Origin of the sequence: Psychrobium sp. MM17-31, from assembly GCF_022347785.1 — a bacterium.
In the GTDB taxonomy this organism is placed as follows: Bacteria; Pseudomonadota; Gammaproteobacteria; order Enterobacterales; family Psychrobiaceae; genus Psychrobium.
Genome location: NZ_JAKRGA010000002.1, coordinates 43,311 through 55,671, shown reverse-complemented (window position 1 = coordinate 55,671; position 12,361 = coordinate 43,311). Strand labels below are relative to the sequence as shown.

Genomic DNA, 12,361 nt, shown 5'->3' with positions numbered 1-12,361 from the left:
AAGCGGAGATGATGATTACTGGCTGTAAGGAACAAATGATTCGAAATAGGCCAACTGCACTGGATGTTTTAAGGCTTTTGGACGCAGCGCTTGTACTTTGCTAATTATTTCTTCGTTGGCCATTCCCATTGCTTTTAATATTAAGGCAATCGCCAACCCTGTGCGTCCAGAGCCACCTTTACAATGCACGGCAATGGTTTCTTTGTTGGCCAGGGCTTCTAGCACCTGAGCAATCGATGCATTGTAGGCATCTTCAAAAGCGGTCTCTGGGCCTGCTTCATCGGAAACTGGCCATTGTAACCAATTGATTTCTTGTGCTTTGGCTGTGTCTGGTAGCGTTACAGCATTGAGTTTTTCTAACTCTGCATTAAACATCACAGAAATAATATGTGATACATCTGCTTCTTTTAGCGTTGCTACGGCTTGTTCTAAAGAAGTGTCTTTCGTGCCTGGGCAAGGGGTAAAAATCAATTTAGCGCCATTGGCTAATTGCAAAGTATCAAATGGATGGGTTGGCATATTACTTCTCCTAAGCTTGAGCTGGTGTGTTAAACCAATGGGTTGTTTTATTGACGAAGGCGACTAACGAGAGCATGACTGGCACTTCCACCAGTACACCGACAACAGTAGCCAGTGCTGCACCCGAGTGAAGACCAAATAGCGAAATGGCGACAGCGACAGCGAGTTCAAAAAAGTTAGATGTGCCTATCATACTGGCTGGGCCAGCCACATTGTGGGGTAATTTAAACCAACGGGCAGCGAAATAGGCGACAAAGAAAATTCCATACGTTTGAATCACTAACGGGATTGCAATTAAACCTATTGTCAGTGGTTGACTGACAATGGTGTCGGCTTGAAAACCAAACAGCAAAATGATGGTTGCCAATAGGCCGATGATTGAGCATGGTTTTAGTTTGGCGATCAGCTGATCGATTGCAGAGGTTTGATGTTTTTTATTGAGTTGTGCGCGAATGAATACACCTGCAGCCAGTGGCAAAATAACGTATAACACAACAGATACCAGTAAGGTTTGCCATGGAATGATGATGTCGCTAATGCCCAGTAAAAATGCGGTTATAGGCGCGAATGCAAAAATCATAATGATGTCATTTAAGGAAACCTGTACCAAGGTGTAATTAGCATTGCCATTGGTGAGATGTGACCACACAAAGACCATTGCAGTACAAGGCGCGACACCGAGTAAAATCATGCCTGCAATATATTCCTTCGCCGACTGTGGGTCGACCCAGCTAGCGAAAATACCTTCGAAGAATAGCCAACCCAATAGCGCCATTGAAAACGGCTTGACTAACCAGTTGATCACTAAGGTTAATAGCAAGCCCTGTGGTTGATTCTTAACATCCTTAATTGCGCTGAAATCAATTTGCAGCATCATCGGAAAAATCATTAGCCATATGAGTAGGGCAATTAAGACGTTTACGTTGGCAATCTCAAGTTCGGCAATGTAGCCAAATGTCGATGGCATTAATAACCCTAATGCAACGCCTAGCCCGATGGCCAAACTAACCCACAATGATAAATAGCGCTCGAAAATACCCATGTTAAAACTCGATGAAATTGAACATGTGAAATATTGTATATTTGAATTTGTGTATGTTCAATTGGTTTGATGGTCTTTTTTTAGGAGCGTTGATGTCAGCTAAGTAACAGCCACTCTCAAAATACACTTTCATCGCTTTGATTCTTATCTAAAAATGTCCATATTTTTTGATGACTAAGTATCGAGATGACCGCTGGTTTGAGCTGTGTAATTTGTTTGATAAAAGTCACACTTTCACTAGGATTTAGCGACGGGGATAGGTAGAATACGGGCAAATTTTTATTAACCGATTTTACATTGGAGTACTTAGATGCTTAAACGTGATATGAATATTGCGGATTTTGATCCAGAATTATTTGAAGCAATTAGCCAAGAAACGACTCGCCAAGAAGAGCACATCGAACTAATCGCTTCGGAAAACTACTGTAGCCCGCGCGTTTTAGAAGCTCAAGGCTCACAATTAACGAACAAATATGCAGAAGGTTACCCAGGTAAGCGTTACTACGGCGGCTGTGAGTATGTTGATAAAGCTGAAGTATTAGCGATTGAGCGTGCTAAAGAGCTATTTGGTGCACATTACGCTAACGTTCAACCGCACTCAGGTTCACAAGCGAACTCTGCGGTATTCTTAGCATTATTAAACCACGGCGATACTGTATTAGGCATGAGCCTAGCGCACGGTGGTCACTTAACTCACGGTTCTCACGTAAACTTCTCTGGTAAACTTTACCACGCTGAGCAATACGGCTTAGACGAAAACGGTGATATCAACTACGCAGAGGTTGAAGAAAAAGCATTAGCCCACAAACCCAAAATGATTATCGCTGGTTTCTCAGCGTTCTCTGGTGTTGTTGATTGGGCGCGTTTCCGTGAGATCGCTGATAAAGTTGGCGCTTACTTATTCGTTGATATGGCTCACGTAGCTGGTCTTGTAGCTGCTGGCCTATATCCAAATCCAGTACCATTTGCTGATGTTGTAACGACTACAACCCACAAAACGCTAGCGGGTCCACGCGGCGGTTTAATCATTGCACGTGAAAACGAAGAAGTTGAGAAGAAGTTAAACTCAGCAGTATTCCCTGGCGGCCAAGGTGGTCCATTAATGCACATCATCGCTGCAAAAGCGGTAGCGTTTAAAGAAGCCTTACAACCAGAATTTAAAGCTTACCAACAAGCAGTATTAGATAACGCCAATGCGATGGTTGAAGTTCTTCAAGAGCGCGGTTACAAAGTAGTATCTAACGGTACTGACAACCACTTATTACTGCTAGATCTTATTGGTAAAGAGTACACAGGTAAAGATGCAGACGCTGCATTAGGCCGTGCGTTTATCACTGTAAATAAAAACTCTGTACCAAACGATCCACGTTCACCATTTGTTACGTCAGGTCTTCGTTTAGGTACGCCTTCGATTACTCGTCGTGGTTTCCAAGTAGCTGATACTAAAGCTTTAACAGGCTGGATTTGTGACATCTTAGATGACATCAATAACGAAGCTGTTATCGATGAAGTACGCACTAAAGTACTTGAAATCTGTAAACGTTTACCAGTTTACGCATAATATTTGATCGCTTGCGCGGCGTTGAGTTAGACGCGCCGTGTTGATTAGGTATAATCGGCCGCTCTTTGCGGCCGTTTTTGTATCTGGGTAATCATAAAATAGTCGTTGATTTATGAGTGTGATCAGGTAAGTTGATTTTAATATTAATAACAAGTCAGTTTGCCTGATTAATATTTATGAGTAAAAAGTATGCATTGTCCCTTTTGCCGCACTAGCGATACCAAAGTAATTGACTCGCGACTGGTGTCCGATGGCTACCAAGTAAGACGTCGTCGTCAGTGTACAGGCTGTCAGGAACGCTTTACCACCTTTGAGCAAGCCGAACTTGTGATGCCTAAAATCATTAAAACAACGGGATCGCGAGAGCCATTTGATGATGAAAAACTGCGTAGTGGTATGGCACGCGCTTTAGAACGTCGCCCAGTGGGTGTTGAAGCGATAGAAAATTCACTGCACGTGATCAAATCTAAATTACGCGCTACAGGTGAGCGCGAAGTACAATCAACTTTTGTTGGCAACCTTGTGATGGACGAGTTGAAACGTTTGGATAAAGTTGCCTATATCCGATTCGCGTCAGTGTATCGCGCGTTTGAAGATGTTGAGGAGTTTGGTAAGGAAATCGCTAAACTCGGCAAATCAGACTAATCCTTCTTTTTACATACTCGGAAGTAAAGTACTCGGAAATTTTTTCATGTCTCAATCTGCCAGTGTTGCCGATATTACTTATATGCAACGCGCTATCAATTTGGCCAAGAAAGGTCGCTTTACAACGACCCCCAACCCTAATGTCGGCTGTGTGTTGGTAAAAAACGATGTCATTGTCGGCGAAGGTTATCACCAAAAAGCCGGAGAAGGGCACGCCGAAGTCAATGCGTTAGCGCAAGCAGGACAAAATGCCCAAGGCGCAACCGCTTACGTCACGTTAGAGCCTTGTAGTCACTACGGGCGCACGCCGCCTTGCGCCGTGGCATTAGTTAGTGCTGGTGTTAAGCGCGTTGTGATTGCGATGGTGGATCCAAATCCTAAAGTAGCGGGACGCGGTATTTCAATACTGGAAGAGGCGGGCATTGAAACCACAAGTGGTGTGTTAGAGCAACAAGCTCGCGCGTTAAATCCTGGTTTTTTGAGCCGCATGGAAAGAAAACGTCCCTTTGTGACAATCAAAATGGCCGCAACTCTTGATGGTGGCACAGCGCTAAGCGATGGTACGAGCAAGTGGATTACCAGCAGTGATGCGCGGGTTGACGTGCAAAAGTTTCGCGCCCAAAGCTGCGCTATTCTTACCGGTGCTAATACGGTGTTGGTGGACGACCCGAGTCTAAACTTGCGCTACGATGAGCTAGGTTCACTGCAAAATGAATTATCAGCGCAGCAATTACGACAGCCGCTGCGCGTCGTTATCGATAGTCAAAATCGCGTGACACCTAACCATAAAATGGTGGCAATCGAGTCGCCAATTCTGCTCATTCGCCGCGTTAAAGACGATTGTGATTGGCCAGAACATGTCGAGCAATTAGTGCTCGAAGGTGCAGGCAAAATCGATTTACAGCAAGTGATGGAACATCTTGGCGCTCGTGAAATTAACAGTGTCTGGGTTGAAGCTGGTGCGACACTCGCTGGCGCGCTGGTAGAAGCGAATTTATGTGATGAGCTAATTATCTATCAAGCGCCAAAATTAATGGGCACAAATAACAAAGGCCTCTTGAATTTACCCGCCATTGACCACATGAATAAGCTACGTGAGTTATCTATTTCAGATATTCGCATGCTAGGGCGTGATATCCGCATTCGCGCTACCCTCGAAGACTAAACAGGCAAATTATGTTTACTGGAATTATCGAAAGCGTTGGCACCCTCAGTCAAATGAGTGCGCAAGGCGACGGTTATCGCGTTGAAATTAAAACGGGTAAGTTAGATTTATCCGATGTCAAACTCGGTGATAGCATTGCTAGCAACGGTGTATGTTTAACCGTCGTTGCTTTAAACGGTGATAGCTTTGTGGCTGATGTATCGGGGGAAACTGTATCGTTAACAGGGTTCGCTAATTATCAGTTAGGACAAGTCATTAATCTTGAAAAAGCGGTGACACCAACGACGCGTTTAGGTGGGCACATGGTGAGCGGCCATGTCGATGGCATAGGCACTATTGAGTCAATTAGCAACAATGGTTCATCAATGGATTATTGGGTCTGTTCGCCGCATCAGTTAATGCGTTATATCGCCTTAAAAGGCTCGATTACTATCGATGGTATTAGTTTGACAGTTAATGGCTTAGACGGCGATAAGTTCCGCTTGACAATAGTGCCTCATACGAGTGACGAAACAACGATTAAGTATTTTGAAGTTGGCACTAAGGTCAATGTCGAAGTCGATCAAATTGCCCGCTATTTAGAGCGCTTGATGCAGGTGTCAGCGAGTGATGAAAAATCGAGTAATATCGATATGGATTTACTGGCCCGTAGTGGTTTTTTAAAGTAAATCGTTTTTAGATTACTAAGAATTAGAGTTACTCAATTAAACGAAAATTTCGATACCTGGGTATTATTTGGTGTGCTTGTTAGATTCAGATTGCTTATTTGAAATAATCTCTAGCACACCAGTTACTTTTCTTTGCTTCGCCAAAGAAAAGTAACCAAAAGAAAGGCGACCCGTGATTTAGCGTTGATTCTTAAATGATAAATTGCCTGTTCAATACCGTATTTGATCCGCATCCCTGCGGCAAATACTCAAAAATCATCCCTGATTTTTGTATTGGTCAATTTCTAATTTAAGACGCTAAATGACGGGGTTGGGCCGCGCTGAATGCTTATAATAAACATATAGAGCAGTATAAGACGAAAGACTGTTTTTAGTTTTGTGTTTTTTATACTTTTGAAGACGATTTATAATCAATCAAATACATTGGTTCACCACTCGAACACATGTATAATCTGCGCCGACATTTCGGTAGCTACTAAGGTTAAGGCTAGATCATGGCATTAAATACAATTGAAGAAATTTTAGAAGACTTCAAACAGGGCAAGATGGTTATCTTGATGGATGATGAAGATCGTGAAAACGAAGGCGACTTGATCATTGCAGCAGATAAGATTTCTCCGCAAGCAATTAACTTTATGGCGACTCATGGCCGTGGCTTAATTTGCTTAACCTTAACCAAAGAACGTTGTGAACGTTTGAATCTGCCACTGATGGTTGATGCCAATAAAGCACAATTTGCGACTAACTTCACTGTCGCTATTGAAGCCGCTGAAGGCGTAACAACTGGCATTTCTGCTGCCGATCGTTCACGCACCGTACAAGCTGCTGTCGCGCAAAACGCTGTAGCTAGTGATATTGTTCAGCCGGGACATATATTCCCATTGATGGCGCAAGATGGCGGCGTTTTAACGCGTGCTGGTCACACTGAAGCGGGTTGTGATTTAGCGCGTTTGTCAGGTTTTGAACCTGCGTCAGTTATCGTAGAAATTCTTAAAGAAGACGGCACTATGGCGCGTCGTCCAGATCTTGAAATCTTTGCCAAAGAGCATGACATTAAAATCGGCACCATTGCTGATTTAATCGAATACCGCAATGCTAACGAAACCACTATTGTTCGCGAAGCGCAATGTAAATTGCCAACAAAATACGGCGAGTTTAACTTAGTCACTTACCGCGACACTATCGATGATGAATTGCATTATGCAATGGTGAAAGGTGATGTAGATAGTGACGGCGTAACCAATGTTCGCGTTCACTTACAAAATACGTTTAATGATTTGCTTGGCAGCGAGCGCGCACAAAACCGCAGCTGGCCACTTGATAAAGCCATGCAGCGCATTAGTGATGAAGGCGGTGTACTTGTATTGTTAGCCAATAACGAATCAAACGATTCGTTAATCGCGCAAGTACGCGCATTTGATCTTGAAGACAAAGGCGAAAAACCAGTGACTGCAAAATGGCAGGGCACATCGCGCCGTGTTGGTGTCGGTTCACAAATCTTGGCTGATTTAGGCGTCCATAAGATGAATCTATTGAGCTCAGTGAAACGCTATCACGCACTTTCTGGCTTCGGCTTAGAAGTTGTAGATTACATTTGCGAGTAATCACCAGTTTTAGATAACTAATTTAATGGGATTGCGATTAAGTGATCCCATGCAAAAGATTGATAATGCGTAGCGCATTGCGCTTGTGTTATCATTGCGCCTCTTTTTTGAGAGGCCCTCAAATCCTATTCTTAATAAGGTAATAAGATGAACATTATTGAAGGTAACCTAAGCGTCACTAATGCAAAAGTGGCAATCGTAGTTTCTCGTTTCAACAGCTTTATTGTTGATTCGTTAGTTGAAGGTGCTTTAGATGTATTAAAACGCACTGGTGGCATGAGCGATGACGATATCACTATTGTTCGCGTTCCAGGTGCCGTTGAATTACCACTAGCAACTCAAAAAGTTGCTTCAAAAGGTGAGTTTGACGCCATTATTACCTTAGGTGCTGTGATCCGCGGTGGTACACCACACTTTGATTTTGTTGCCGGTGAGTGTAACAAAGGCCTTTCTCAAGTAGCTATGCAGTACAATGTGCCAGTAACTTTTGGCGTATTGACTACTGATTCTATCGAGCAAGCTATCGAGCGTGCTGGTACTAAAATGGGCAACAAAGGCGGCGAAGCTGCACTGAGCGCATTAGAAATGATCAATGTGATGCGAGCGCTAGACGCTTAATCATTGGTTGGCGGTAGCTAAGTGCTGCCGCACCGTTGCATCACCGTAATACTCCACAGGAAATTAAATAGATATGAAACCATCAGAGCGTCGTAAAGCCCGTCGTCTTGCGCTGCAAGCGATTTATTCTTGGCAATTATCTGGCAATAGCGCTAGTGAAATTGAGTTAGAATTTTTAACGAATCAAGATATCAAAGGGGTTGATGTTGAGTACTTTAGAGCGCTACTAACTGGCGTTATTGCTTCAACTGACGACATTGATGATGCATACCGTCCTTATTTAGCACGTAACGCTGAAGACGTTGATCATATTGATCGCGCTGTATTGCGTCTTGCTACCTACGAATTGAAATTCCAAAATGACACGCCTTACAAAGTGATTATTAACGAAGCAATCGAGTTGGCGAAAGCCTTTGCTGCGGATGATAGCCACAAATTCGTTAACGGTGTGTTAGATAAAACTGTAGCTCGCCTGCGCAATATCAAATAGGTTTTTGCCATGGCCTGTGGTGAGTTTGAATTAATTCAACGCTATTTTACCGAGCGTCAAACTAAGCGTCGCGATGTGATTAAAAGCATTGGCGACGATTGCGCGTTGGTACAAGCAAATCCTGAACAATTACTCGCGGTATCCACAGATACCTTGGTCAGCGGTGTGCACTTTTTTGAAGATATTCCTGCTCACGCATTAGGCTTTAAAGCCCTCGCTGCCAATTTGAGTGATTTAGCGGCGATGGGTGCTAATCCAGCTTGGGTATCTCTTGCCCTAACATTGCCACAAATCGATGAAGCTTGGGTCAGTGATTTTAGCGATGGCTTTTTTAAAGCCGCTGATTATTACGGTATTGAACTCATTGGCGGCGATATGTCGAAAGGGCCGCTAAGTGTGACCATTACTGTGCAGGGGCAGGTCAACAAAGATCAGCAAATGCTGCGCAGTAATGCCCGCATTGGCGATTGGATTTGTGTCACGGGTAACCTTGGCGATTCAGCACTGGGATTACAGGCCTTGTTGGGGAATGTGCAATTGTCTGAGTCAGATAGCGCTGCCGCAGTTAAGAAGCACTATTATCCAACACCGCGTTTGTTAGCGGGACACGCACTGCGCACTATCGCCAGCTCTGCCATTGATATTTCTGATGGCCTAGCGTCTGATTTGGGACACATTGCTAAGCAATCAGGCTGTATGGCTGTGGTTGATGTTGATGCTTTGCCGTTATCAGAACTATTAACAAACAATGTTTCTAGCGATGAAGCGCTGCGCTTAGCACTTTCTGGCGGTGAAGATTACGAGCTGTGTTTTACTGTATCGCCTGCGGCACTTGGCAGTATTGAAAGCGCTTTGATGCACACCAATACTCCTTTTGCTTGTATTGGCCAGATGCAAAGCGGCGAAGGAGTTAATTTCCAGCGCGACAATCAGACATTAAATCATCAATTTAAAGGCTTTGAACACTTTTGAAACACGCCGATCCAGCCTTAGCTAAATTATCTTTAAAAAATCCTATTCACTTTCTTGCATTGGGTTTTGGCACTGGCCTCGCGCCAAAAGCGCCTGGTACTTTCGGTACCCTTGCCGCGTTACCACTGTATTTTTTGATGATGAACCTATCGTGGCCCGTCTTTTTGGTCGTGACTGCGATAGTAACTATTACAGGCTTTTGGATTTGTGACGTAGCTGCCAAAGATATGGAAGTGCATGATCACGGCGCCATTGTATGGGACGAAGTGGCAGGGATGTTGATTACCATGATCGCAGCGCCTGTCGGCTTGTTGCCGTTGGTAGTTGGTTTTGTATTATTTCGCTTTTTTGACATCGTAAAACCTTGGCCCATTAAGCTACTCGATCGCCACGTCAAGGGCGGTTTTGGCATCATGATTGACGATGTGTTAGCTGGCGTGTTTGCGGCAATTTCTTTACAAGCGATTCATTATTACTGGCCATTGGTTTAGTTGCATATGAAGCGTCCAGTTTCTCATTATCTGTTTTTAGTTTTCACTATTATTTGCCTAGCATTATTATTGTTTTCTTCGCTACCGTTTCCCTTAGTCATCGCCATTTTCGTTGTCGGTTGGTGCGCCTTGGCATTAATCGTTATGGTTATTCAACGAGTTTCCCATCATAAGTCCCGCAGGCCCTAGTTAACCAGTATTCAGGCTGCCTATTGTCATTATTTGATCTAAACCGCTGTTTTTTTAATCAGTCAACAATCGTCTAATAGCGATTTAAAACTTTACTGCTACCCTTTCTACTGCACTTTTGTTTGTTAATTAATCATTTTTGGTTGGTTTTAGTACGAATATTACACTTTGAACTTAGGTTTGATGAGTGCTGACATTAAAAAGTCATATTTCAAAATTACACTGCGTAATGAGACAGGACGCAGTCGTCAATAATTGAAACTATTAATCGAAAAGGGAAGGTTGAAATGGGTAGAGTTGCATTAGTTACTGGTGGTACACGTGGTATTGGTGAAGCGATCAGCACAAAATTAAAGTTAAAAGGTTACGAAGTTATCGCCAGTTACGCTGGTAATGAACAGTCGGCCAAAGCGTTTACTGAGCGAACTGGAATTCCGACATGTAAATTTGATGTATCAGATTTTGAAGCTACGGCGAGCGCTATTGCGCAAATTGAATCTGATTTCGGTCCAATTGAAGTGCTAGTGAATAATGCGGGGATTACGCGCGATGGAACTATGCACCGTATGGATTTCGAGCAGTGGGATGCGGTTATTCAAACCAACTTAGCATCTTGTTTTAATACGTGTCGTGCTGTTATCGATAATATGCGTAAAAATGGCTTCGGACGTATTGTTAATATCGGTTCAATTAATGGCCAAGCAGGTCAATACGGTCAAGTAAACTACGCGGCTGCCAAATCTGGTATTCACGGTTTTACTAAGGCGCTAGCACAAGAAAATGCTGCCAAAGGTATTACAGTGAATGCAGTGGCGCCTGGTTATGTTGATACAGATATGGTGCGCGCGGTACCGCCAGAAGTATTAGAGAAGATTATTGCGACTATTCCTGTGGGCCGTTTAGGTACACCAGAAGACATCGCACGCACCGTTGAGTTTTTGGTAAGTGATAACGGCGGCTTTATTACCGGCTCTACCTTGTCAATTAATGGCGGCCAACACATGTATTAATTGCTGTTTGCTACGCTAAAGAAAAAGCTAGCGCAATGAGAATCGCGCTAGCTTTTTTAGTTTTTTAGGCCTTGCTAATTTTAGCTATATTTTTTGATGAATTCCGTCATCATCGGGCGGACATATTTTCTAAACTTCGATCCGCTAAATATACCGTAGTGACCTGCGCCTTCTTGTTCGTGATGCTGGCGTTTGTCTTGTGGGATATTTGGACAAATATCTTGTGCAGCACGGGTTTGACCGATGCCAACAATATCATCCATCTCACCTTCTACCGTAAGTAATGCGGTGTCTTTGATGGCGCTAAAATCTACAGGCTTACCGCGGTAAGTAATTTTGCCATTGGCTAATTCATTACCTTGGAAGACGCGCTCGATAGTTTCTAAATAGAATTCTGCCGGCATATCCAATACCGCCATGTATTCATCGTAAAACGCGCGAAAACGCTCAGCATCTTCTCGTTCACCAAACAAGATGTTTTGGAAGAACTGCATGTGTTTTTTAGCATGAGCTTCTGGGTTCATTGAGAGGAATCCACCAAGCTGTAAAAAGCCGGGATAGACTTTGCGTCCAACACCTGGGTAGCCAGCTGGAACCGTCATAATGGCGTTGTTTTTAAACCAGTCGAGTGGTTTTTGATGGGCGAGCTCATTAACTCGAGTGACTGATTTCGATACATCAATAGGGCCAGCCATTAACGTTAGCGATTTTGGTGTTGCTGTGCTATTTCGCTCTGCTAAAACCGCTGTTGCAATGAGCGATTGCACGGTCGGCTGACAGATTGCCACCATGTGAACATCGTCGCCTAAAAACTCAAGAAACTCGATAAGGTAGGTAACATAGCAATCAAAACTAAAAGGACCATTGCTCAATGGAATATCACGCGCATCCTGCCAGTCGGTAATATATACGTCGTGATCAACCAACAGACCTTCTACGGTGCCTTTGAGTAGTGTTGCATGGTGACCTGAGAGCGGTGCCACTAGCAATACTTTATCCCGCACAATGTTATCTTGCGCCGAGAATTTTAAGAGATCGCAAAATACTTTATTTTCGACAATTTCTTCGACAATCTTTACCTGATTGTCACCAATAGTGATGCTGTCGATAGAGAAGTCGAGTTTGTCATAGCGCCTTGTTAGTCGCATGCTCGATTCCAATACGGCATTGGTCAGTCGCCCAATCGGTGTATAGGAAAACGGATTGAGTGGATGACAACTCACGTCGTGAATAGCGCTGAATCCATCGTGAAATAGTTGCGCGCTGCGAGAGAAATAATCGTAACTTTGATATCGCATGCTATGACCTTGTGTTTCTTTTTTCTTATTTAGGCGATTGGCGAAAGTACTGCTTTCGAAAGTTGTGATACTTAGTGCCGCGGTGGGAT

Annotated in this window: 13 protein-coding genes; 10 read left to right on the top strand and 3 right to left on the bottom strand. The window is 43.6% G+C overall.

Annotated features, from left to right (window positions below; genetic code table 11):
- Positions 1-15: 15 nt before the first annotated feature.
- Together MHM98_RS04670 and arsB are read right to left on the bottom strand one after the other, a co-directional pair.
- Positions 16-519: a tyrosine-protein phosphatase gene (locus MHM98_RS04670; protein ID WP_239438116.1), complete on the bottom strand. Its 504-nt coding sequence runs from the start codon at positions 517-519 to the stop codon at positions 16-18.
- 10 nt (positions 520-529) lie between these two features.
- Positions 530-1,561, bottom strand: a complete 1,032-nt coding sequence (gene arsB / locus MHM98_RS04665; RefSeq protein ID WP_239438115.1) for an ACR3 family arsenite efflux transporter — start codon at positions 1,559-1,561, stop codon at positions 530-532.
- A 310-nt stretch (positions 1,562-1,871) separates the two neighbouring features.
- Between arsB and glyA the strand changes: the two genes are divergently transcribed.
- The 10 genes from glyA (at position 1,872) to phbB (ending at position 10,974) form a co-directional block, all read left to right on the top strand.
- The gene (gene glyA, locus MHM98_RS04660; protein WP_239438114.1) at positions 1,872-3,122 is read left to right on the top strand and encodes a serine hydroxymethyltransferase; all 1,251 of its coding nucleotides are present in this window, start codon (positions 1,872-1,874) and stop codon (positions 3,120-3,122) included.
- A 189-nt stretch (positions 3,123-3,311) separates the two neighbouring features.
- Complete coding sequence (gene nrdR, locus MHM98_RS04655) at positions 3,312-3,767, top strand: transcriptional regulator NrdR (RefSeq protein WP_239438113.1); 456 nt, start codon at positions 3,312-3,314, stop codon at positions 3,765-3,767.
- A 46-nt stretch (positions 3,768-3,813) separates the two neighbouring features.
- Positions 3,814-4,932: a bifunctional diaminohydroxyphosphoribosylaminopyrimidine deaminase/5-amino-6-(5-phosphoribosylamino)uracil reductase RibD gene (gene ribD / locus MHM98_RS04650; protein WP_239438112.1), complete on the top strand. Its 1,119-nt coding sequence runs from the start codon at positions 3,814-3,816 to the stop codon at positions 4,930-4,932.
- 11 nt (positions 4,933-4,943) lie between these two features.
- Positions 4,944-5,600 carry a riboflavin synthase gene (locus MHM98_RS04645; RefSeq protein WP_239438111.1) on the top strand — a complete coding sequence of 219 codons (657 nt, stop codon included), beginning with the start codon at positions 4,944-4,946 and terminating at the stop codon, positions 5,598-5,600.
- A 494-nt stretch (positions 5,601-6,094) separates the two neighbouring features.
- On the top strand, positions 6,095-7,204 hold the full coding sequence (ribBA, locus tag MHM98_RS04640) for a bifunctional 3,4-dihydroxy-2-butanone-4-phosphate synthase/GTP cyclohydrolase II (RefSeq protein WP_239438110.1): 1,110 nt from the start codon (positions 6,095-6,097) through the stop codon (positions 7,202-7,204).
- Between the two features lie 147 nt (positions 7,205-7,351).
- On the top strand, positions 7,352-7,822 hold the full coding sequence (gene ribE / locus MHM98_RS04635; RefSeq protein ID WP_239438109.1) for a 6,7-dimethyl-8-ribityllumazine synthase: 471 nt from the start codon (positions 7,352-7,354) through the stop codon (positions 7,820-7,822).
- A gap of 73 nt (positions 7,823-7,895) precedes the next feature.
- Positions 7,896-8,312, top strand: a complete 417-nt coding sequence (nusB, locus tag MHM98_RS04630; protein WP_239438108.1) for a transcription antitermination factor NusB — start codon at positions 7,896-7,898, stop codon at positions 8,310-8,312.
- 9 nt (positions 8,313-8,321) lie between these two features.
- Complete coding sequence (thiL, locus tag MHM98_RS04625) at positions 8,322-9,284, top strand: thiamine-phosphate kinase (RefSeq protein ID WP_239438107.1); 963 nt, start codon at positions 8,322-8,324, stop codon at positions 9,282-9,284.
- A complete protein-coding gene (locus MHM98_RS04620; RefSeq protein WP_239438106.1) occupies positions 9,281-9,775 on the top strand; it encodes a phosphatidylglycerophosphatase A in 495 nt (164 codons plus the stop codon). Before thiL ends, MHM98_RS04620 begins: the two co-directional genes overlap by 4 nt.
- Positions 9,776-10,251: 476 nt before the next feature.
- Positions 10,252-10,974, top strand: coding sequence for an acetoacetyl-CoA reductase (phbB, locus tag MHM98_RS04615; RefSeq protein WP_239438105.1), 723 nt, complete (start codon positions 10,252-10,254; stop codon positions 10,972-10,974).
- Between the two features lie 80 nt (positions 10,975-11,054).
- Here the strand turns inward: phbB and phaZ are convergent, their stop codons facing one another.
- A complete protein-coding gene (phaZ, locus tag MHM98_RS04610; protein WP_239438104.1) occupies positions 11,055-12,272 on the bottom strand; it encodes a polyhydroxyalkanoate depolymerase in 1,218 nt (405 codons plus the stop codon).
- Positions 12,273-12,361: the final 89 nt, after the last annotated feature.